Origin of the sequence: Apilactobacillus waqarii (assembly GCF_019061205.1) — a bacterium.
In the GTDB taxonomy this organism is placed as follows: Bacteria; Bacillota; Bacilli; order Lactobacillales; family Lactobacillaceae; genus Apilactobacillus; species Apilactobacillus waqarii.
Window position 1 is genome coordinate 66,964 of the sequence record NZ_JAHQYH010000003.1, and the last position, 22,506, is coordinate 89,469.

The 22,506-nt window shown below is 39.3% G+C and carries 24 protein-coding genes and 2 riboswitches; of the genes, 9 read left to right on the plus strand and 15 right to left on the minus strand.

The window, feature by feature from the left end; all coding sequences use genetic code 11:
- Positions 1–87 precede the first annotated feature (87 nt).
- Entirely contained in the window at positions 88–936 is an 849-nt protein-coding gene (locus tag KTJ72_RS02800; RefSeq protein WP_217304102.1) for a DegV family protein, read from the plus strand.
- Here the strand turns inward: KTJ72_RS02800 and KTJ72_RS02805 are convergent.
- Both KTJ72_RS02805 and KTJ72_RS02810 read right to left on the minus strand, forming a co-directional pair.
- On the minus strand, positions 911–1,621 hold the full coding sequence (locus KTJ72_RS02805) for an MIP/aquaporin family protein (protein WP_178391607.1): 711 nt from the start codon (positions 1,619–1,621) through the stop codon (positions 911–913). The two genes, KTJ72_RS02800 and KTJ72_RS02805, sit on opposite strands and share 26 nt — an antisense overlap.
- Before the next feature lie 97 nt (positions 1,622–1,718).
- On the minus strand, positions 1,719–1,979 hold the full coding sequence (locus tag KTJ72_RS02810) for a hypothetical protein (protein WP_217304103.1): 261 nt from the start codon (positions 1,977–1,979) through the stop codon (positions 1,719–1,721).
- A 218-nt stretch (positions 1,980–2,197) separates the two neighbouring features.
- Here KTJ72_RS02810 and KTJ72_RS02815 point away from each other — a divergent pair, with 218 nt between their 5' ends.
- On the plus strand, positions 2,198–3,697 hold the full coding sequence (locus KTJ72_RS02815; RefSeq protein WP_217304104.1) for an MFS transporter: 1,500 nt from the start codon (positions 2,198–2,200) through the stop codon (positions 3,695–3,697).
- Between the two features lie 27 nt (positions 3,698–3,724).
- Here the strand turns inward: KTJ72_RS02815 and KTJ72_RS02820 are convergent, their stop codons facing one another.
- The gene (locus KTJ72_RS02820) at positions 3,725–4,096 is read right to left on the minus strand and encodes a hypothetical protein (protein ID WP_053791993.1); all 372 of its coding nucleotides are present in this window, start codon (positions 4,094–4,096) and stop codon (positions 3,725–3,727) included.
- 62 nt (positions 4,097–4,158) lie between these two features.
- Positions 4,159–5,466: a nucleobase:cation symporter-2 family protein gene (locus KTJ72_RS02825; protein WP_041153007.1), complete on the minus strand. Its 1,308-nt coding sequence runs from the start codon at positions 5,464–5,466 to the stop codon at positions 4,159–4,161.
- A gap of 71 nt (positions 5,467–5,537) precedes the next feature.
- Positions 5,538–5,637: riboswitch (purine riboswitch) on the minus strand.
- Positions 5,638–5,757: 120 nt separating this feature from the next.
- Here KTJ72_RS02825 and KTJ72_RS02830 point away from each other — a divergent pair.
- Complete coding sequence (locus KTJ72_RS02830; RefSeq protein ID WP_346726677.1) at positions 5,758–6,738, plus strand: asparaginase; 981 nt, start codon at positions 5,758–5,760, stop codon at positions 6,736–6,738.
- A 14-nt stretch (positions 6,739–6,752) separates the two neighbouring features.
- Positions 6,753–7,913 (plus strand): hypothetical protein, encoded by a 1,161-nt coding sequence (locus KTJ72_RS02835; RefSeq protein ID WP_217304106.1) that lies wholly within the window; start codon positions 6,753–6,755, stop codon positions 7,911–7,913.
- A gap of 37 nt (positions 7,914–7,950) precedes the next feature.
- On the opposite strand, the gene KTJ72_RS02840 is transcribed toward KTJ72_RS02835, so the two are convergent.
- The 4 genes from KTJ72_RS02840 to KTJ72_RS02855 form a co-directional block, all read right to left on the minus strand.
- Complete coding sequence (locus tag KTJ72_RS02840; RefSeq protein ID WP_034530908.1) at positions 7,951–8,133, minus strand: LBP_cg2779 family protein; 183 nt, start codon at positions 8,131–8,133, stop codon at positions 7,951–7,953.
- 72 nt (positions 8,134–8,205) lie between these two features.
- Positions 8,206–8,841 (minus strand): energy-coupling factor transporter transmembrane component T family protein, encoded by a 636-nt coding sequence (locus tag KTJ72_RS02845; RefSeq protein ID WP_217304107.1) that lies wholly within the window; start codon positions 8,839–8,841, stop codon positions 8,206–8,208.
- A complete protein-coding gene (locus tag KTJ72_RS02850) occupies positions 8,841–10,253 on the minus strand; it encodes an ATP-binding cassette domain-containing protein (protein WP_217304108.1) in 1,413 nt (470 codons plus the stop codon). The genes KTJ72_RS02845 and KTJ72_RS02850 overlap by 1 nt, the downstream gene beginning before the upstream one ends.
- Positions 10,254–10,268: 15 nt before the next feature.
- Complete coding sequence (locus KTJ72_RS02855; protein WP_217304109.1) at positions 10,269–10,823, minus strand: ECF transporter S component; 555 nt, start codon at positions 10,821–10,823, stop codon at positions 10,269–10,271.
- Between the two features lie 74 nt (positions 10,824–10,897).
- Positions 10,898–10,992, minus strand: a riboswitch (TPP riboswitch).
- Positions 10,993–11,141: 149 nt separating this feature from the next.
- On the opposite strand from KTJ72_RS02855, the gene KTJ72_RS02860 reads away from it, so the two are divergent.
- Both KTJ72_RS02860 and KTJ72_RS02865 read left to right on the plus strand, forming a co-directional pair.
- Positions 11,142–12,152 carry a D-alanyl-D-alanine carboxypeptidase family protein gene (locus KTJ72_RS02860; protein ID WP_217304110.1) on the plus strand — a complete coding sequence of 337 codons (1,011 nt, stop codon included), beginning with the start codon at positions 11,142–11,144 and terminating at the stop codon, positions 12,150–12,152.
- Positions 12,153–12,240: 88 nt separating this feature from the next.
- On the plus strand, positions 12,241–12,861 hold the full coding sequence (locus tag KTJ72_RS02865) for an LVIS_2131 family protein (protein ID WP_053796831.1): 621 nt from the start codon (positions 12,241–12,243) through the stop codon (positions 12,859–12,861).
- A 34-nt stretch (positions 12,862–12,895) separates the two neighbouring features.
- Here the strand turns inward: KTJ72_RS02865 and KTJ72_RS02870 are convergent, their stop codons facing one another.
- Entirely contained in the window at positions 12,896–14,296 is a 1,401-nt protein-coding gene (locus KTJ72_RS02870) for an APC family permease (protein ID WP_217304111.1), read from the minus strand.
- Between the two features lie 107 nt (positions 14,297–14,403).
- On the opposite strand from KTJ72_RS02870, the gene KTJ72_RS02875 reads away from it, so the two are divergent.
- The gene (locus KTJ72_RS02875; protein ID WP_217304112.1) at positions 14,404–15,273 is read left to right on the plus strand and encodes a LysR family transcriptional regulator; all 870 of its coding nucleotides are present in this window, start codon (positions 14,404–14,406) and stop codon (positions 15,271–15,273) included.
- 31 nt (positions 15,274–15,304) lie between these two features.
- Here KTJ72_RS02875 and KTJ72_RS02880 read toward each other — a convergent pair whose 3' ends face one another.
- Positions 15,305–17,161 (minus strand): FAD/NAD(P)-binding protein, encoded by a 1,857-nt coding sequence (locus KTJ72_RS02880; RefSeq protein ID WP_217304113.1) that lies wholly within the window; start codon positions 17,159–17,161, stop codon positions 15,305–15,307.
- Between the two features lie 122 nt (positions 17,162–17,283).
- Here KTJ72_RS02880 and KTJ72_RS02885 point away from each other — a divergent pair, with 122 nt between their 5' ends.
- Positions 17,284–17,613 (plus strand): hypothetical protein, encoded by a 330-nt coding sequence (locus tag KTJ72_RS02885; protein ID WP_041152962.1) that lies wholly within the window; start codon positions 17,284–17,286, stop codon positions 17,611–17,613.
- 37 nt (positions 17,614–17,650) lie between these two features.
- Here the strand turns inward: KTJ72_RS02885 and KTJ72_RS02890 are convergent, their stop codons facing one another.
- Positions 17,651–18,160 (minus strand): YbhB/YbcL family Raf kinase inhibitor-like protein, encoded by a 510-nt coding sequence (locus tag KTJ72_RS02890; RefSeq protein ID WP_217304114.1) that lies wholly within the window; start codon positions 18,158–18,160, stop codon positions 17,651–17,653.
- 11 nt (positions 18,161–18,171) lie between these two features.
- Entirely contained in the window at positions 18,172–18,633 is a 462-nt protein-coding gene (locus KTJ72_RS02895; RefSeq protein ID WP_217304115.1) for a hypothetical protein, read from the minus strand.
- Between the two features lie 132 nt (positions 18,634–18,765).
- On the opposite strand from KTJ72_RS02895, the gene KTJ72_RS02900 reads away from it, so the two are divergent.
- Positions 18,766–19,629: an NAD(P)-dependent oxidoreductase gene (locus KTJ72_RS02900; protein ID WP_217304116.1), complete on the plus strand. Its 864-nt coding sequence runs from the start codon at positions 18,766–18,768 to the stop codon at positions 19,627–19,629.
- Between the two features lie 39 nt (positions 19,630–19,668).
- On the opposite strand, the gene KTJ72_RS02905 is transcribed toward KTJ72_RS02900, so the two are convergent.
- The 3 genes from KTJ72_RS02905 to trpX are packed head-to-tail and all read right to left on the minus strand — an operon-like array spanning position 19,669 to position 22,320.
- A complete protein-coding gene (locus KTJ72_RS02905; protein WP_217304117.1) occupies positions 19,669–20,439 on the minus strand; it encodes an ABC transporter ATP-binding protein in 771 nt (256 codons plus the stop codon).
- Positions 20,432–21,328 carry an ABC transporter permease gene (locus KTJ72_RS02910; protein ID WP_034531435.1) on the minus strand — a complete coding sequence of 299 codons (897 nt, stop codon included), beginning with the start codon at positions 21,326–21,328 and terminating at the stop codon, positions 20,432–20,434. The genes KTJ72_RS02905 and KTJ72_RS02910 overlap by 8 nt, the downstream gene beginning before the upstream one ends.
- Positions 21,325–22,320 carry a tryptophan ABC transporter substrate-binding protein gene (trpX, locus tag KTJ72_RS02915; RefSeq protein WP_217304118.1) on the minus strand — a complete coding sequence of 332 codons (996 nt, stop codon included), beginning with the start codon at positions 22,318–22,320 and terminating at the stop codon, positions 21,325–21,327. Before trpX ends, KTJ72_RS02910 begins: the two co-directional genes overlap by 4 nt.
- Positions 22,321–22,506 lie beyond the last annotated feature (186 nt).

Consider the following 22,506-nt stretch of genomic DNA (forward strand, 5'->3'; position numbering starts at 1 on the left):
TAAATCTAAATTTAGATAAATAATTACTGAAAAATATTCTAAATACCGTTATTATATAGGTAGAATAAGAATTCGAGGAGATATAACATGATTAAAATTGTGACGGATTCAACAGCTCTAATTCCAGAAGAAACTGTTAACAAGTACGACATTAAAGTAATTCCATTGAACGTCAACATTGGTACTCAAGCATATCAAGATGGCATTGATATGGATGGTCAAAAACTAATTCAATACATCAAAGACAATCCAAAGGGTGACTTTCCTACTACCAGTCAACCTTCAATCGGTCAATTCGTTGAAGTATACAACGAACTAACCAAGGACGGCGACACAGTTTTGTCACTACACATGACCGATTTATTAAGTGGAACTGTCCACGCCGCTAGCCAAGCTAGTGAAATCGCTGACGGAGACGTTAAAGTGGTTAACACTCACTACATCGATCAAAGTCTAGGTTTCCTAGTGGTTCAAGCAGCTAAGATGGCTCAATCAGGTGATTATACTCGTGATCAAATCATTGACCACGTGAACCATGACATTGAAAATTCCGAACTATACATCGGTGTAAGTACACTTGAAAACCTAGTAAAGGGTGGTCGTATCAGCAAGGCAACTGGTATCATCTCAAAAATGATGAACTTACACGTTGTCTTCCAACTATTACCAGATGACCTAAAGCTACAACTAAAGGGTCGCGGTAAGAAGACCATCACCAAGTGGTTGGATCAATTCTTTGAAACTAACGCCAACACCAACTACAAGTTCATCGGTATCAGTTACACTGGTAGTGACGAATTTGCGATGGCATTAAAAAAACGTCTGGAAGAACAATTCCCAAACGTTAACGTATTAGTTCAATATACTTCATCAATTGTTGCAGTTCATACCGGTGAAAATGCATTTGCCATCATGACTTGTAAACAAGATGACTAAAGATAACTGAAAAGATAATTCCTAAAATGGCACCAATGATAGGTCCTAAGAAAGGGACCACCGCATATCTCCATTGTGATAATCGTTTGTCGTAAGTTCTAGAAAAGAAGAAACGAGGAACCAAATCACGAGTGGGATTAAATGCGGCCCCAGTGATTGGAGCAACGATACTTATGATAATCATCATTAGTAATGATGAAAATAAGGTCTTGACCCACCATTGAGCATTGATGTCATTTTGCATTTCTGTATTAACGATAATCAAGAAGGTCCCGATGATTTCCCACTTGAAGTTACGCTTCCAATTGTTGACGTCGCGAGGGACGGTTGCATAGAAGTTCAAGTTCAAAGGAAGACTAGCCAACCATTTTGACCAGACGGCCTTGACGGTTAGTGATGCTAGCCAGGCACCGAGAATTTGGGTAAGTACTTCACCAATCATTAGCCACCAGTGAATTTGGTGGTTAACGGCTAGGGTGAGTGATACGACCGGATTGTATTCGGCGGTCCCAAAGAAGAAAGTTGTTAGAAGGGATGGAATCAGGATACTAATACCCCAGTAAAATCCGGTAATAAAACGGTTTTGTCCTTTGGGGAATAAGAAGTAGTTAATGATAACACTGGTTACTAATCCCAAGGATAACATTATGTAGGTTCCGATAAATTCACCTAATAATAGTTTCATTTCCATCCCTCCTTTAGCTGTCTACAAATGATAGATTATCACTTATTGAAATAAAATTAAAACCATATCAGATAAAAAGTGAAATCATTTCTTGGTTTCACTTTTTGTTTGCGTTTAGTTGGTTAATGATATCGATAACGTCTTGTTTGTTCACGAGACGGTGTTCTAAGGTGTTATAAAACATGGGTTGGTGTTGTTCGATGATTTTACGATCGGACTCGTTGCCGGAAAGGTAGGCGACGTCACAGGCATCCTCAATGTTTGCAAGTTTAGGAAAACCGGTCGCACTCATGACACTACCCAAGACAGTATCAGCATCCTCGTAATTTAAATCATCCAAGTATTTATCGTAATTCATCAATTCACCACCTAATCTTAATAAAAGATTATTATACAAATAGGTGGGCCAACTTGCTAGCAAATAGCTTTTACTAGTCGAAAAAATAATAATACTGTAATATGGTATATTAGTTAAAACAGTATGGTATTCCTCGGCGGGAACAATCGATAGGCATATCGACAGGCGGGCTCGCGTTAGATAGGCGCGAAGGAAATATTATACGAAGGAGACTTGTTATGCAAAGTCGAAATAAATGGTTTGCATTGGTCGCTGTCTGCCTAGGATTCTTCATGGGTCTGTTAGACGTGACCGTTGTAAACGTTGCTCTACCAACCATTCAGACTAGCTTTAACAGTAGTTTTAGTCAGTTACAATGGGTCATTAATGCTTACACATTAATGTTTGCGGCCGTGTTATTCCTAATTTCTAAGTTAGGGGACTTAATAGGGAGAAAACGCATTTTTATCATTAGTTTGGTACTATTCTCTGCTTTCTCACTAGCATGTAGTGTCGCACCAAGTATTACTTGGTTAATCATCTTCCGTGGCATTCAAGGAATCGGTGGTGCCGGAATGCTTAGCCTTTCCATGAGTATCATTGCCGACATCTTTGAAGGTCCATCAAGAGGATTAGCTCTTGGAATTTGGGGAAGTGTGGCCGGCCTATCCACCGCACTTGGCCCATTATTCGGGGGAATTCTACTTAGCTTCTTTAGTTGGGAATCCATCTTTTGGATGAATATCCCAATCGGAGTGATTGCGCTATTCATGAGTGCCAGATACATTCCAACTTCCAAGACGTTCAATAGTGGCAAAATCGATTTTATTGGAATGCTATTATCATTTGCCTTTATGTTCTGCATTATTTTAGGCTTAATTCAAAAAGAAACCCACTATGGATACTCTTGGTTCGATATGCACGTATTTGCCTTGTTGGCAGCTGGTGTTATTCTAATCGCCATTTTTGCCGTTTGGGAAAAGCACTTCGTTAGTCCAATGTTAGATCTTAGTTTGCTTAAAAACAGACAGGTAGCTGGAAGTGCCATTTCCAACCTAACATTGGGAATTGCCATCTATGCTGCATTTAGCTACATTATTGTGCTATCTCAAAACTACATGGGTTATTCCGCACTACAAAGTGGGGCGCAACTAATGCTAATTAGTGCATTCTCACTTGTGATTGGACCAATCTCTGGCAAGATTGCTACTAAGATTAATCCGGGACTAATCATCAGTTTCGTATTAATTCTAGCCGGTGTCGGGATGTTTGTCCTACCAGTCTTCTTGGGTAACCAAAACCACTGGTATGGTCTAATTCCTACCTTTGTTACCCTAGGTTTAGCCAATGCATTCGTTAATCCACTATCATCTAACATCGCCGTTAGTTCCGTCGAACCAAAGGAAATTGGAATGACCTCTGGATTATTAAACGTTGGTAAACAATTCGGGACCAGTCTAGGACTAGTCGTATTAGGATTAGCTTTGACCGACACCTACAATGATCACTTAGTTACCTCTAAGATGAGTGATTCATTGATGCATGTGTTCCAAAATGCTGGACCATTTGCGGGTAGTGAAATCGCTGAAAAGATGCACAACTCATCATTGTTATCCATCGTGCACAATGCCTTTTATCGAGGAATTGATAGCGTGGCGTTTACGGATGGTTTCATCTTTATCGTTGCCGGAATTCTTTGCTACATCTTATTATGTATGAGAAGCAAAAAGAGTAAATAAAAAAGTCGCTCGTAAAAGCGGCTTTTTTTAGTGGCGACTTGATTGGTGGCCACCGTTATTTGATAGTTTAATGTTGTTTCGTTTGAACTTTTGTTGAGCTGAGTCTGGTTGGAAATCAAAGTGGTGCATGCGACCATTATAAGGTTTTCCGGCCATCTTGATTTGCACCCAGTCAGCCATGATGCGTTGCATATTTTGCGCTGCTTTAACGCGGCTTTCAATGCCTTCGGTCTTGGCAGCGGGTTCGATATTATCTCTCAATTGATTGATCAACTTTTGGTGGTAGACCAATAGTGATTGGGTCAAAGGAGAGTCCTTGTATGAGTTGAATAGGCGTTCGATAAAACGCATTGCGTCTTTTGAGTTTTTGGGTTCGTAAAATCTTTCGTTATTATCCATAATTGCCTCCAAAAAAATAACCATCATGCATATTATACATGATGGTTATCATTTTACATTGATTAGTCTTCCAATTCAATTTGACCAGTTAAGCTGAATAAGAAACTTAATAGGACAGCTAGGAAACCACCAACAACGATACCGTTGTCTAGGATGATTTGAGCAGCTTGTGGAAGTGATCTGAAGATTTGTGGGTAAACTGTTACACCAATACCAGTACCAACTGATAGGGCAACAATTAATAGGTTCGCATTCTTGTTGAAGTCAACGTTTTGTAGAATACGGATACCTTGAACCCCAACCATACCGAACATTACAACCATGGCGCCACCAAGCACTGAACTTGGAATTACGGTTGCCACGGCACCAGCCTTAGGAAGTAGACCTAAGATTAATAGGAATAATCCGGCGTAGTAGATTGGGCGTTTAGTCTTAATACCTGATAGTTGAACCACACCAACGTTTTCTGAGAAAGTTGAGTATGGGAAGGTGTTGAAGACACCACCAAGCATAGCGGCGATTCCTTCAGCACGGTAACCGTTAGCTAGGTCTTTTTCACTTAGCTTACGACCAGTTAAATCACCAAGTGCCAAGAAGACACCGGTTGATTCCACCATGGTAGTTAGTGATACTAAAATCATGGTTAGAATAGCTGACCAACTGAAGTGTGGTGTACCGAAGTAGAAAGGTTGTGGGAAGTGGAACCAGCTAGCTTGAGCAACTGAAGCAAATGAAATCATGCCAAGTGCATAAGCAATCACAGTTCCGACTACCATCCCAACCAATACAGAGATTGATCTGAAGAAACCTTTTCCAAAGATGTTAATCAAGATAATAACAGCCATGGTAATTAGACCGACGATTAAGTCGTGAGGGTCAGCGAAGTTCTTAGCTGAAGCATTTCCACCACCCAAGTTTTGAACGGCAACTGGTACTAATGAGAATCCAATAATGGTAATTAGTGAACCAGTCACAACTGGTGGGAAGAACTTACGTAGTTTTGCGAAAAGTCCTGAGATTAAGAATACGAATAAACCAGAACAAATAATAGCTCCATAAATATATGCGACACCTAAAGTACCACCGATAGTTTCAAGTGGTGTAATAACTTGTACCGCACATCCCAATACAACGGGAAGACCAATCCCAGTAAGTGGGGTCTTCTTAAGTTGTAGTAGTGTGGCAATCCCACACATAAAAATATCTGCAGAAACCAGGTAAGTCATTTGAGCTGCATTGAAGTGTAAGAAAGCACCGATTAGCAATGGGACAATAACGTCACCTGAATACATTGCTAACAAGTGTTGGAAACCTAAAATGGCAGCCTTGAATTGGGATACCTGTTGCAAATTGCTTTCATGATTATCCAAACAAAATTCCTCCTAATATTTAATTATTACCCTGAAAAATAAAAAAGCCTCAATGCTAGAAAAAGCAAAGAGACCTTCATCTTTTTGCTTATAGTCCGAACTTTACGGTTCCGGGTAGAAACTTACCAACCTTATTATGGTAAATATATAGGCAATAACTGATTTAATTTTGTAAATTCAATATTAGACGAATTTTGCGAAAAAAGCAATCCTTATAATGAATATAATTGTTCACTTTCACAAATATAATGTACAATGGAAAGTACTATTTGATAGAAACGAGGGGGGATAATCTTGAAGCATATTTTAGCAATTCACACCGGTGGAACTATTTCAATGTCTCAAGACGAAAGCGGGGAAGTTGTTCAAAATGAACAAAATCCAATCGCCAATCAACAAGATAATTTATTAGATCAAGGAATCGATATTACTAATGAGGAGATTTTTAACTTACCATCTCCACATATGACCCCTGATAGAATGCTTGAAATCGCTAATCGAATTAAGGAAGCAAGAAAGCAAGGATACAACGGTGTCGTAGTTACTCACGGTACCGATACCCTAGAAGAAACTGCCTACTTCTTGGACTTAACTTTGGCCAACGATTTTCCAGTTGTCGTAACTGGAGCCATGCGTTCATCAAATGAAATTGGTTCAGATGGTCTATACAACCTATTGAATGCTGCAGCAACCGCTGCTAGCCCACAAGCTAAGAACAAGGGTGTCTTGGTGGCAATGAACGATGAAATTCACACCGCCAGATACGTTACTAAGACCCACACTACTAACGTGGCGACTTTTAGAACACCAACATTTGGTCCAATCGGAATTATTTCTAAGCATGAACCAACATTTTACCAAGAACTAATCCAAAGTGAAGTCGTCGACGTTGATTCTCTAGTTGATCACGTTTACTTAATCAAGGCCTTTGCCGGAATGGACGGCACCTTGTTTGACGCTTTAGATAATGATCAAACTAATGGTCTAGTAATCGAGGGACTAGGTGCTGGTAACCTACCTCCTGAAACATTAGATTCAGTAAAACGTTTAGTCGACAGAAATATTCCTGTCATTTTGGTTTCCAGATGTCTAAGTGGGGTTGCCCAAGACATCTACGCATACGAAGGTGGAGGAATCCAACTGGAAGAAATGGGCTTAGAATTCTGTCACGGTCTAAACGGTCAAAAAGCACGTATTAAATTAATCATTGCGTTAAGTGCGCACAAGTCTGGTGAAGAGTTAGCTAGATTTATGAGTAACGCAATATCATAGAGTGAGGGATGTTTATGAACTCTATCATTGCAGATTTAAATGCAGCAATGAGCAAGAAACAACTGGTGAATATCTACCTAAACACTGGTGATATTTTTTATACCGGATATATTGAAACTTATAACGATGACGAGGTCATCATTGCCACATACGAATCAAGCGGTCTAGCCGACGGATACGTCGCAATGAAGACTGCCATCATTGAGAGTGTGGAACGTCAAAGTGAAGACTTAGACAGCATCAAAGAAAAGATGTTAATCGCAAAGGACGAAGGATTAATGGAATCCAAACCAAGCCAATTACACTTTGATACCAACAACAACTTGTTCCCACAAATTTTAATTCAAGCATACTTAAACCAAGAGGTAATCCTAATTCATGACAATGAAGCGGAACGTTTCTACACAGGGATGGTTAAGAAAATCAGCAATGATTCTTTTAAGTTCCTACGCATTAACAAGTTCGACTTCATGCAAAATGAATTGGTCACCATGGGCTTTAACCAAAGCATGATCATTGAATTCCAAGGTCGTGAACTAAGTGTCATGAGCAAGGTAATGGGTAAGGTAAAGGAACAAAACATTGCCAAGACTGCTGAATCAATCAACAACATCATTGATTTATTGAACGATTCATTCCATCATCACAACCTAGTCGAAGTCCGTTGCCGCTATAACGACCACTTCTTCTATGTTGGTGAGGTCATCATGTTAAACGATAGCGGTGCCATCCTGAAGGTGGTCGACATGTCCGGTCAATTCGGTGGCTATGTCTTCATTCGAATGAATGGCATCCAACGAGTAACCGTTGGCAACGACTACCTTGAATTGGTTCAACTAATGAAGGACCAAAACATTGCTGATCATAATGCATCACAACCGGTATTAAACGATTCACGCGAATTCGACAGTACCGAAGATAATTTAAACGCTATCTTGACGCAATCCATGAACAAGCATCAATTGATTCGCTTACAATTGAAGTCCGGCAGTAACTTCTTGGGTTACCCGGAAAAGATTGGGCCAGAATCAATGAAGTTCAGTCTATTGGATGAAACAGTTAACTTCTTCATTTACGGACAAAAAATTCCTTTAAATGACATCGTTGAAGTTGGTTTTGAATACATCTACGCTTATTTAGATGAACAACGTCTAAGAAGAAAAGGCGATATGTAATAAAAAAGGAACCCGATATTTCGGGTTCCTTTTTTGCTTAGCCTAATTTTTGTTTGATAATATCTACTTCATCTTGATTTGGGGATCTGCGCATGCTCTTAATGTCATGCAATTCCTCTACACTAAAATGTAGGTTATAAGCCAATAATGTATCTGGCATATCATTATTCTTTTGATAAGTAACAATTTCTTCAGCAATCTTATTCAATTTACGATTCATAAGAACCCTCCTAACAAAATCCATCCGACAATTACATTATAACTTATTTTAGTATAAGAATAAAAATAAAGTCTAAAAAATTAGGATAATTTGGACAGCGACAACCACAACCAAGAAAATTAGGTAGTCAGTTGGCTTGATTATGATCTTTTTGAAATGGGTTCGGCTGTTTCCTTCAACGAATAAATGTGAATTCATTCCTTGAGCTAGTAGGGTGGACCAGTTCATGGCAGCTAGGATTGACTTGAAGTAAAGGGTTGGAGAAACATAGGATAGATGCACGTTTCTCATTTTAGCGGCTAACTTGATGTCGACAATCTCTTGTTTGATGGTTTCAATCAAGTTAAAGGCGCCCATGACTCCGTAGGCAAACTTGCTGGGCACGTGAAAATTTTGTTCCAGACTACCAGCCAAATCCTCGATGGAGGTCTTACATGTGTAAGTTCCACCCAGTGTGACAAACGCGTATAGACGAGTCACCAATAAGATACCGTATTGATAGTCACCATTCATCTTTTGGGCGAAATAAATTCCGGCCGCGGGAATTAAAGTGACGAATAATAAGTATAGGATTCGCTTAAATGAAGCGAAGAAGATTAGATAGATTAGACTAACAACGAAGATAACTAGGTTTAGTCTAACTGATGTTGTAAATGAAATTTCCAAGGCAATCACTAACATCATCAGTAGTTTTAATACGGGATTCATTAAAAGGCCTCCTGATAAGTTAGTTTGTGATCATCAAATGCTAAATGGTAATCAACTAGGTTCTCTAGGCCATGAGTTTGGTGAGAGATTAGCAGTTGCGTTTGACCGTAAGCCTTTGCGTGATTCAATAAATCAACGACGACGGCAACATATTCAACGTTGATACCATTAAAAGGTTCGTCTAAAAGAAGAAGTGAGTGTCCCATCATGACCATGCTTAGGATTTGTAGTCGTTTCTTTTGGCCATCACTTAAAGAGTAGATGACACGATCGGATAGCTCATCTAGACCAAGTCTTTGAGTGTATTCAGCGATTTGGTCGTCGTCCAACCAGTGGTTGAATGCATTCTTCTTGGATAGTTCTAGTTCGTCTTCGACGGTGATTTTAATGAATTGCTTGGTTGATTCTTGGAAAATCATTCCAACACTTTGTAAGTACTTGTTTAAACGGATTTTGCGAATTGATTTGTGGTTGAAGTTAATTTCACCATCAAAATCATGTTGCTTGATAAATGTTTTGAACAGACTTGATTTACCACATCCGTTGGGACCGGTAATTAAGGTGGTTTTTTGCTTCATCAAGTCTAAATCTAAATGATTAATTAATTGCATGTCATAGTTGGCAATTGATAAATCTACGCAGTTAACGATGGGTTCTCCAACAACTTCGTTTGATAGTGGACGATTTGTGGAATTGTTGAATTGATTGAATAATTCTTTGACTGCCGCATCATCTAAAGGTTTAAACGTTGTTTTGTTTTCATCGAAACCGATTAACTGGTCGATTTGATTTTCGTAGCCCATAAGGTCGTGATCGATGCCGATGACAATCTTGCCTGATTCCTTTAGCTGGCTCAATAGACTAATCAGTTCCAGGCGAGATATGATATCGACATTGGCAAATGGTTCATCCAATAGAATAACAGGAGCGTTAATTGCTACGATTATACTTAGTGCAACTTTTTGTTTTTCACCACCGGAAAGAGTCTTGAATTCGCGCTTTTTTAAATTATTGGTATGAGTGAAAGAAAGGGCATCTTCGATGACTTGATCCATTTTATCAGGTTCAACTTGAAGATTTTCTAGGGTGAAGATGAATTCGTCTTCCACGGTAGCCATACAAAATTGTTGCATTGGATCTTGGAACATCATGGAAATAGTTTGTCGCAATTCCCATTCTGAAAATTCAGCGATGTCTTGGTGATTAAAATTGATAACGCCGTCGATAGTACCGTCGTTATATTGTGGATAAAATCCTGCGATTGTCTTCAAAAGCGTTGATTTACCAGAACCAGAAGGACTGTATATCAATGCCATTTGATTTGATTCGAAAGCCAAGCTAACCCCTTTAAAAGTCGGCTTCGAAGTACCAGTATATTGGTATGTCAAATTGTTAATTGATAAGTTATTCAAAAATTGACACTCCTATTATTTGATAACGTGACTGTTTTCCAACATGTTGGCAATTAGTTTTGATAACACACCACCAAAGATGAAAATTGAAATGAATCTTGCGATGAATAAGATGATAAGCATGTGGATAGAATAAGCATTGTAACCACTCTTGAACCAGTCATAGATAAATGTGATTACAGTAGTAGAGATGGTAGTAGCGAATACACCTAACCAATCGAAGTGCTTGTATTTAGTAGCAGCGAAACCTAATTCAGTTGCGATACCTTGTTCGATACCAGAGATGATTGTTTCGACACCCCATTGTCCACCTAAGAACATTTCAACGATGGCCCCGATTACCTCAGCTAGTAAGGGAGCACCTGGACGTTTGAAGATAAAACCTGCAAGTGGAGCTGCCATTATCCAAAGACCAAGTAGTAGATCGTTAGCAAGAGGTGCAAGACCATAGGGAGTAAGTGCAAGACTTACTGCGTTGTATAGAAAACCTGTGGCGAAGAAGATAATTCCACAGATAATTGAGATTAATGTAAGTAAAATGATGTTTCTAAGTGACCATGTGTTTTTCATAGTTTCCTCCAAAAAAAGGACCCCAAACAGCAAGTGTTTGGAGTCCAATTTATTTCATAATTTGTAAAGCATTAAAAATAAAAGGGTTGTTTTCCTTCGCAGGGATTATCCTGAATCAGGTACTATGGGTATGAATCTCAGCCGAATTCCGGCACCCCAAACATTAATTATCAATTTAAATTAACTATACTATTTATTAATTTTAAATGCAATGCTTATATTTTCATTAACAATTTTAAAAAGCTAGACACCTTGTCGTAACGGCGATTTCGTGGTAACTTTAGATAGTGAAATTATGATAAATGGAAGTAAATATGAATGAAGAAATCAATAAAAAGACTAACAATAATATTCGTCGCGGCGATTGGATTAGGGGCATACGAACAATTCAGTAATCCATTCTCGTTTATTCGACAAGAATACACCAAAATAACAAACTCAAAACAAGGTTATCAACCTGACTACCAACAAGATCCACAAAACTATAAGACCGACTTAATTAAGATGTCACAGGATAAAGTAAAGAACGCGAGTGCTGCTGTGGCATTAGATTCTACCAAGAATAAGGTCGTTTATTCACAAAACGGGGACAAGAAGATTAAGGTCGCATCATTAGCCAAACTAATGACCTTATATCTAGCGATTCAAAAGGCCGAAAAGACCAACGGCTGGAATCAAGTTGTCGACACCAGTAATAAGGGATTAAAGAAACTAGGAAACGACGTGGAACTAGGTGGATTTAAGTTCAGGGACGGACATAAGTATACAGTTCGTGATCTATACAAAGCTGCTTTAGTCCAATCATCCAACAATGCTGCGATCGCATTGGGCCAATGGGTGGCAGGTTCTAATGTGAAGTTCATCAAGATGATGAACCAACAAGCTAAAGCGTGGAATTTAGACGCTACCTTTGTGTCATCATCAGGACTTGAAAACAGCGACCTAGCTAAGTTTGGTTATGCTCAAGTCGGTGGTAAGGACGACGCTAACATGATATCTTCTAAGAGTATCGCAATCATCGCTGATCATGTTCTATCAATTTATCCAAAAGTAATTGATGATGCTAAACAAGTATATGAAAAAGTTGATGGTCAAACTTTATTTAATGAAAATAGTTTACTACCTGGTAGACCTTTTTACGATGAAAGTTTGCATGTCGATGGTTTAAAGACCGGTTATACTGTTGCCGCTGGACTATGTCTAGTTGCGACTGCTCAACAACCTGGCAAAGACAGAGTAATCACCGTCGTTGTTAACGATTATGCCGAATTTTCCGACACTGCCAAGTTGATTAAACTGGTTAACAACCACGATTCAGCTTTGAAATAATAATAGTTAGCATAAGAATTTTGTATTTTTTCTAAAATAGTGTAGAATAGTAAAGTATCTTTGATTACTAGTATAAAGGAGAAGATTTATGGAATCGGCCTGGAATATAGTTGGCCTACTTCTTTGGATAATTTTGGTTATTTATGCAATTTTTATTATTCATAACATCGGGGTAAGAAGAAGTAGGCTAATCATAAATGGGCACTACGACTTTTCATTAACTCACCATTTAAAGACGATTGCACAAATCGTCGTGTTATTTGCTGGGATTGGATTTATGTCTTTTGAGACATTCTATCCAAACGTTAATGGATCAAATGTTGTCACAACACGTGACTTCAAGCCATTAATTTTGGATACCAATGGTAACAGCTCTTACTATGTGAAGGTCAAAAGTGGGAATAATTCATCTTTGAATCAGTCTTACTCATATTTGGTTAATGGACAACGTCTATCAGTATCAAGTTCAGCATCAAGCGTGCTAGTTGGTACTAATAGCGAAATTAATGTTCAAAAGTCAGCGGTTAGATGGAATGACAATGAAGCTAAGACGCTAGACAAGAAATACCAAAGAGCGTGGGTTGCCGACGTAACCGTTACGTATAAAGACAGTTTTTGGAATGGAATCGGATTACATGCAGGACGTCAGTTCAAGAGTTATACTCTAATCCGTATTCCGGATAATTCATTTATTTATAACGAAAAATAAAAAGCCGCTGGATTTAATCCAGGGCTTTTTTCGTTTAGTCTTGTTTTTGTAGTTTTGAATGGTGAACTCCATAAACGAAGTAGAAGATAAATCCAATCACGATCCAGATACCAACGGAAATCTTGGTAATGTCTGGAAGCATGATGATGAAGAAGATGCTGAATACACCAGCTACGATTGGTAGGAATGGATACCATGGCATCTTGAATCCTGTGTTTTTAATATCTTTTCTACGACGAAGTTTGATAACACCAAATGAGATAAATGCGAAGGCAATCAATGTTCCAGCGTTAATCAATGATGCTAGTTGCGTCAATGGAACCAAACCAGCAAAGACAGCTTGAACGATAGTTGCAATGATAATCGCGTTCTTGGGTACTGAATGCTTGGCGTTAACACGGCCGATGAACTTAGGCAAAAGGCCGTCTCTACCAAGTGCGTATACTAGGCGAGAACCACCGATGAACATAGTTACCATGGCGGTAAAAATTCCAAACAAAGCACCGATAGTAATTAGTTTATTGAATGCTGACAAGTGAATAATTTGAAGAGCATAAGCTGCAGGATCATCAACATTTAGTTCTTTGTAATTAACGATTCCAGTAAGTACCATTGAAAATGCAACATATAAAACTACGGCGATAATCACAGTACCGATAATTCCCTTGATCACGTTCTTACCGGGGTCAATGGTTTCAGCGGAGTTAGAAGCTAATGCATCAAAACCAATGAAAGCAAAGAAGACAGTGGCAGCTGCTGTGAATATACCACCCATACCAAATGGAGTTGAGTGGAATTGAGCAGGGTAGAAAGGAACATAATTACTTGTCTTAACGTAGAAAGCACCGATGATGATGAAAATAATGATAATGGCGACTTTGACAATCACGGCGAAGTTTTCAACGCGTTTTGACATTTCCGAACCCATTAGCAGAATTCCCGCAATCACAATCACAATGAGGACGGCTGAGATGTTAATCACGCCACCTTCCATTGGACTGGCTTGTAGGGCGGTCGGTAAATTAATTCCGATGGCGGCTAAGATATTGTTATTAAAGTAAGCGGCAAAACCGGTAGCTTCTGCCGATACTGCTAAGAAGTATTCAAGGATTAGGGCCCAACCCAAAATCCAACCAACAATTTCACCATAGACAACTGAACCAAATGAGTAAGCTGATCCGGCAATTGGCATGGCCGATGAAAATTCTGCGTAGGCCATACCAACTAATCCAGAAACGATGGCTGCCATTAAAAAGGCAATCGCAACGGCTGGACCAGCATGACTGGCGGCTTCGTGTCCGGGAAGGATGAAAATCCCGGTACCAATCACGGCACCGATACCCAAACCAATCAAGTCTTTAGTGGTCAAAGACTTGGATAATCGTGAATCGGCCTCTAAATAATTGCTAACCGATTCCTTTTTAAAAATTTGCATAGATATCAACACCTTTTCTTGTTTATTTGTACTATTAACTATATAATGAGTACCAACATAAGTAAAATTAATAAATTCAATATTTACATAAGAAAAGATGATATAAGATGAATCGATTTATTGTACTAGAAGCAGTATTACAGAATAAGAGTTTCACTAAAGCCGCAGAACAACTGGGTTATACCCAATCTTCTGTTAGTCAAATGATGTCCAATTTGGAAAAGGAATTCAACATGCACATCCTAAAGCGTTCCAGATCAGGAGTTGAGTTAACACCGGATGGGGAAAAACTTTATCCACATATCAGACAAGCGCTTCGTCAATACCGTGGATTAATTGACACCGCTAACGAAATCAATGGCCTTCAATCAGGAACGGTCAAAATTGGGGCAATTACTAGTGTTAGTTGTTACTGGTTGCCAGACCTCTTCAAAGAGTTTAAGGCTCTTTATCCACAGATTAATTTCGTTTTAAACCAGGGTGACTATGGAACCATCATCGATTGGTTGAAAACCGACCAAATTGATTTTGCCATCATGACCGCTGAATACGGAGAAGGTTTTAATAAGACAATTGTCCACAACACTAACATGAATGCGTTCATTCCAGTTGATCATCCATATGCCAACGCCGATGCAGTGCCAATTGAAGCCCTCGCAGATGATCCATTCATCCTAGTTGAGGGTGGTGGATACAGTGAACCACTTGAAGCATTTAAATGTTCCGGTGTCACACCAAACGTGCGCTACAAGATTCAAGATGACTACACCATCATGGCGATGGTTGAAGCAGGACTAGGGGTCAGCATACTATCCGAATTAGTTTATCGTCGTACCGACTTCAATATCGTCAGTAAGCCGGTTGAACCAAACGTGACTAGACCAGTCGCAATTGTTTATAAGAGTAAAGACGAGCTACCAATCGCCAGTCAACACTTTGCGAAATTTATCATTGATAGAAAAGAAGAACTCAAATAAAAAAAGCCATTCGATTGAATGGCTTTTTTGCTTACATGTAAATGGTTGGGTTTTCAACAAAGATGTCTAATAGCTCTTTGGCGATATCGTCTCCGGCGCGTAAGATTGAATCATTAACACCTGGACGAGGGATAGCTGAGGTAACGAAGTACAACCCTTCGGTATTTAATCCCCATGTGTATAAGTTTGGTTGGCCGACCACTTGGTCAGTCTTAATGTCGATATCCACAGATGAGTTATCCACTGTTTCACCATCAGATAAGGTGATTGGAAGTGGCTTGATTAAGCCGTTATCCATCATGCTTGTGATAACAGGGTTTGCGGAAACCTTGGTAACAGGAGCGTTGGTACGTGCTTCGATTAAAGCATCACCGTGGATAATTTCTTCACCGTAGAATGCTGAACGGGTGATGAACTTGTGGTTGGCACCGATAACTTGCATTTGAGGACCGATAATCTTCACGATACCGGCATCCATCAATGCTAGGATTTCTTGGCTTCGAACTGCTGGAGCACCTTGTGATAGGAACTTCATGTCCGAAGAGAAACGACCTAGGTACTTATGCACCAAATCATCGTTTGTAAATAAGTGATTAGATAACACGTAACGAATGTTGTCACGAAGATCACGTAGCATTTCTAGTGAACCGATGACAGGACCGGTCTTAGAGCCTAGTAAAGCGTCGTCGATCATTTCTTTTAACCAAGTCTTGATGTGTTCTTGATAGTTATCCAGTGTGGATATCTTTACACCAGCGACTGGGTTTAAAATCTTGTCCCAATCAAAGACTTCTTCAGTTGGTAGGTGGTAACTACCGATTAAAGCGTTGTGGTTGTCAGTTTCTTTGAACTTCTTTTGGAAGTCTTCAACATCGATTTCTGGATGTTTTAGACTGAATAAAAAGCTGTAGTAACGATATTCGATGTCTAATCTTAATAACATGTGGAAATCTTCGAATGAGATATGGCCATCCTTTAGATGTTTATCCACATTTTCGTTGGTTAAAAAGACAGCTGGATAGTTTTCGTTGAATGCCTTTTGACTAATTGCTTTAGGATAGTAAGGCACACCACGTCTTGAACCAGCAAAGATAGTAGGTTCATCACCTGATGCATGGTAAGTTAGGGTATCGTCACCGTTGTTGGTGAAGTATCCACCACGGCCCTCGGTTAGACGGGATACGAAGTCATTAAAACTAAGACCCATTCCACGGATAATCACATTTTGATCACTGGTGATTGTTGATAAATCCGCTTCATCAGCTTCACCAGGTAAAATGTAGGTTAGACCGTAGTCCTTAGCGTATTTTTGAAGTGATTCTTGGTCTTTGGTTAACTTGTTTTCTTGTTGACCTAGACTGAATACTAGCTTATCAACAGGATAATCCACATCACCCACAGATACGACGAAAGAATCATCCTTGACCTTTTCGACGTTATCCACATTTTGGTTGAAGTGAACAGCCAAATTGATGTTGTCGTTGTCCTTGATTTGTTCAACTAATTGTTGGAAGAACCATTGGCAGTAGGCACCGCAAATGGCACGAGGAACATAACTTCTGTCGTTAATCTTATCAACAGCTGTTAGTAACTCGTCTTTGTTATCAACATCTAGACTGTTGATAAACTCATTTGAGATATCTGATTGGCACCATTGCGAAATACTTAGTGCATCTTTTTGTCCATCATCGAATAATGAAAGTTCATTGGCAGGGGTATTCATAATTAGACTAATTGGTTGTTTGACTTTCCAGACACGGCCACCTGCAACGGCACGGTCGAAAAGATGAATTGTTAAATTGTCATGATCAGATGATTCAAAGTTTTGAATCAAATTGTTAAGCATTAACAGACCACGAGGGCCTGCACCGATAATTCCGATTTTCATTTCGAACACTCCTTTATAATAAGATAATAACATGATTGAAAAAGTGATTTCATTTTTAACGCATTATTTTCTAAAAATGATTATGGATTATGATAAAATGATAGCTAAGGATGGTGTTAATAATGAGTGAATTAATTCCAGAAAACATGGACGAAGTAAAATTAAAGATGGCTCGTATGTTAATCGACGGACATAAGGTAACCGAAGAAGAAGTAATCTTCCAAGCGGTTGCTGATTTATTCCAAGATTACCTAGAAGAAGCAGAAGAAGGTCACTACGACACTTCTAAGCTAGCTGATGATGGAGTAACTTTCACAGTTACCGGTATCAGTGGTCGTCAAATTGCTGAATTTAAATCAAATGGAGAAAGCTTCGTTGAGGACTTCAAAAAAGACGCATTAGATTTGTGTTTTAGACTAGAAGACGAAGCCCAACGAATTGCTCGACTATAAAAATAAAAAGCGTTGCCAAATCGGCAACGCTTTTTTATTAGTTTTCAACAGGTAAATCGACTTTTACTCGTTCGATAATGTGACCTTCGATGTTATGAAGTAGTTCGTTGTACCAGAAGCCATCCTTGAAGTTTAGCTTTTGGTCTAACGCATAAACGGTCAATGTGTAATCATGCACACCACTTGGTGGCTTAGGTCCCATGTACTTGTGACTGATAGGTTGATCACCTAGGTTATAGATGTGACCAGCTGAACTGTTGTTACCTTGAGTCCAGTGTAGTGGATTTTCTTGACTTGCGTTTTCAGGAACAACCACGTCCTTACCATCTAGTCCAGCGACTAACCAGTGAATCCATTCAAAACCACATACTGGAATTGAATCTAAATCGGTTAGTGCAAAGGCGATTTCCTTGGTGTCGGCAGGAACATCTTCAATTGAGAAGGGAAATGATACGATTGGAAAATCGTTTTGCTTAAACTCCTCAGCTGCATGACGAGTGTACTTGTCTGGTAGACGGTTGTTGTCTAATTGAACGTTTACTTTCATGAATAATCCTCCTATCTAACAAATTTTAAGATGTAATAACCCTGTGAATCGGCTGAAACGGTATAGGTTTGATAACCAGCTTGAACCCACTGACTTTGCGTTGCCTTAGCGTAGTTTTGCGCGTCAGCAACAGAACTAAAGATGTGAGTACCATCAAACATGGTCTTCTTCTTTGATTGGTTTGATGAATTACTCTTAGTTTGGTTATTCTTACTTTGTTCGGATGTGTTTGATTCATCCATACTTGAACTACTTTGATTACTTGATTGAGTCATCTTAGTGGCTTGATTGTCATGGCTGCTAGTGAAGTAGGTAACGGCTTTTACTCCGCCTAAGATTAACGCTGCCACAACGACGATAAAGATAATAATTGGCCAAATGTGATTTGAATTTGACTGATTATTTTCGGAGTTCATAAATGTATCATCGAAAGTATATTTACGAATACGGTTGTCATTGTCACCATTATTCATAATAATAATCCTCCATTCGGAAAAAAGATTTGCACTTATATTATAACAAATATTGAACCTGATAGGAATTAAGCTAAATGTTTGAAGATATCGATAAATAGCTATAGTGTTTTAATTAAGGAGGGATGAAACATGACAATTGGATTTATCGGAACCGGTGTAATGGGTTCCTCAATGATTAATAATTTATTGAAAGCAGGATATGAGGTAAACGTATTTAACCGTACCAAGGCTCACGCGCAAAGCGTCATCGATAACGGTGCTAAGTGGTTAGATACGCCTGAACAAATCGCACAATCTTCAGATGTTGTGATCACAATTGCTGGTTTCCCTGATGACGTAAAAGAAATTTACTTTGGTGATAACGGATTATTCAAGGGCGCCGATTCAGACACCATCTTGATTGATTCGACCACTTCAACACCAAAATTAGACGAAGAAATCTTTGCTGAAGGCCAAAAGAAGGGTATCGAAACATTGGATGCCCCCGTATCCGGTGGTGATGTTGGTGCAAAAAAGGGTGCCTTAACCATCATGGTTGGTGGTAATCAAGAAACCTTTGATAAGGTTAAACCAATTCTAGATACCATGGGCAGCCAAGTAAAACTATTTGGTGGTGCCGGTAAGGGTCAACATACTAAGATGGCAAACCAAATCATGATTGCAGGTACAATGACTGGAATGGTCGAAATGTACGAATACGGTAAGGCTGCCGGATTGGACTTAGGTTCAATGATGGATACCGTCTCAAGTGGTAGTGCAGATAACTGGAGCTTAGATAACTATGGCCCACGTGTATTGAAGGGTGACTTTAAGCCTGGATTTTCAGCTAAGCACTTCTTGAAGGACTTACGAATCGCCTTACAAGGTGCTGAAGAAATGCACATTGATTTACCAGCTACCAAATTAGCTAAACAATTATACGACAAGATGGTTAACGATTATCAATTAGGTGATGACGGAACCCAAGGACTTGTCAAAATTTACGAAAAATAAGCTAAACAAAAAGAAGGCATCAAATGATGCCTTCTTTTTTTATTGAATATCGTTGAAGAATGTAAGTAATTCTTCTTTGGTTAGCTTTTGTTTGTCTTCACCTGAAATGTCGTATGAAATCTTTCCTTGGTGAAGTACCAATAGGCGGTTTCCATACCTCAATGCATCTTCTAGGTGGTGGGTAATCATAAGACAGGTTAGGTTTTGTTCCTTAATGGTTTCATCAGTGATGTCCATTAGGTTTTGGGATGTCTTAGGATCCAAAGCAGCGGTATGTTCATCTAGTAGTAAGATGCCAGGTTTTTTAATGGTTGCCATTAGAAAACTCAAAGCTTGGCGTTGACCACCAGATAGACTACCAGTCGCAGTGTTTAAACGATGATCTAAGTTGTTGTTCATCTTAGCGGTGATGTCTTTGAAACGTTTCATTTCACCCTTTAGTTTACGAGGTATTAGGTGATGGTGACCACCACGTTTTTCAGCAAGCAATAGGTTTTCGGCAACTGTCATACGAGGAGCAGTTCCTAGCTTAGGGTCTTGGAAGACACGGCTTAAAAATGATGTACGTTTAACAACTGACATGTTAGTAATGTCTTTATCCTTGTAGATAACCTTACCAGCAGTAGGGCGAAGGTTACCACCAATGGTGTTGAATAACGTTGATTTACCAGCACCGTTGGAACCTAAGATGGTGATGAAGTCTCCTTCATGAATATCTAGGTCAACATGATCTAAGATGTTTAATTCTTCTGGAGTATCTTCGTTAACGGTCTTTACGACATCTTTTAATTGAAAGATTGTCTTAGTCATTTTTTAGCCCCCTCTTTAAGACATGTTTTAGATGGAAGCGACTTTCGAATGCGGGAAGACCCATGAAAATCGCAAGTAGGATTGATGAGATTAAGTTCAAGTCGTTGGCATTGAAACCAAGTTGTAGCACTAGTAGTAATACTAGACGGTATAAAATACTACCGACGATTACGGCAACAAGACGTTGGTTCATGGTTAAGTCACCGAAGATAACTTCACCAATGATGATTGATGCTAAGGCAACAACGATGATACCGATACCCATGTTAACGTCTGAGTAACCGTTGTTTTGAGCAACTAAAGCACCACCTAAGGCGATTAGTCCGTTAGATACACTCACACCCATGATTTTCATGTTGTCGGTGTTGATACCTAGTGATTCGGCCATGTTTTCGTTATCACCAGTGGCGATGAAGGCTTGACCTAAATCAGTTTGTAGGAAGTAAATAAGGATTAAAGTTACGACGGTGATGACGATGAAACCAACGAATACACCATCGAAGTAAGGTGGTAATGATTGTAGAAACTTACCACTTAGTAACGTAGGAAGCCCTAATAGTGATTGGTTGGGCTTACCCATGATTCGAAGATCGATTGAATATGAAGCAGTCATTACTAAGATTCCGGCAAGTAGTACAGGAATCTTTGCTTTAGTGTATAAAAGACCGGTAACAAGACCAGCGACACATCCAACTAAGAAGGCGAGGATGGTAGCTAAAACAGGATTGACACCATGAGCAATTGCCGTAACGGCTGTTGCAGCACCCATTGGGAAAGTTCCTTCAACGGTCATATCAGGGAAGTCTAGAATTCTAAATGTTAGGTAAAGACCAATTCCGATTACGGACCATAATAGTCCTTGTCCGATTGCTGAAATAATTAAACTCATTTGTAAATCACTCCTTTTCTTTTGGCTTCCTTAATTAGGTAGTCAGGAATCTTGATACCAAGTTTCTTAGCTTGGCCTAAGTTGATTGCTAGGTCACCATGACTTAGCTTTTCGATAGGCATGTCGGCTGGGTTAGCACCCTTTAGAACACGAGCAGCCATCTTACCAGTTTGGACACCCAGCTTGTATTGGTTTAAACCAATGGTAGCTAAAGCACCTTGCTTAACAACAGTTGAAGCAGTAGGAAAGACTGGAACGTTCTTAGTGTTAGCAACGTTTACTAGTGTTTGGATTGCTGAAGCAACGGTGTTGTCATTTGGTACGTAGACAGCATCAACGTTTTGTACCATTTGAGTGGCAACTTGGTTTAAGTCGTTAGTGTTTGAAATTGAGTATCCCTTAACGTTAACGTGTTCTTTCTTGCATAGTTCTACGAATTGATGATATTGAGATGTAGCTGAATCATCACTTGATGTGTAAATTACCCCTAGAGTATGTAGATTAGGCATAATTTCTTTGATTAGCTTTAATTCTTCCTTCATTGGAGGAAAATCTGAAACACCTGTAACTTGGCGTCCGGGGTGTTCGTTCGAATCAACCAAGCCAGCTGACTTAGGGTCAGTAATCGCACCTAGAATAAGCGGTGCGTTTTTAACTGTATTAGCTAGTACTTGCGCTGATGGGGTGGTGATACCGATTGACATGTCGACGTTTTCGGTTGCAAACTTAGAACTCATTGTCTTTAAGTTTCCTTGATCACCTTCTGCGTTTTGAAAATCAATATTGATGTTTTTACCTGGAGTGTAACCAGATTCTTTTAATCCATCGATAATTCCTTTATGGATTGCGTCTAAAGCGGGATGTTCTGTAAGTTGTAAAATCCCAACAGTAGGGGTGTGATCACGACTGATCTTGTGTGGTTGTTTTTCTTGGTAAAAACCAAATCCTAGTAAGACGACCAGGACAAAAATGACTGTATAAAGTCTTTTCATAACTCATTCTCCTTTTGTCATAAAGCTTAAAATGGTAAATAAATGCAATAAAAAAACGGATAACCCAAGACACTACAGGTTACCCGTTCTTATGGCCTGTGGTGTTCGAATCATATCCGCACAGGCTTATTTATTCGTGAGAAAGAAGCCGGTACAGATGCGCTTAATGATTGCATCATAAGTCGC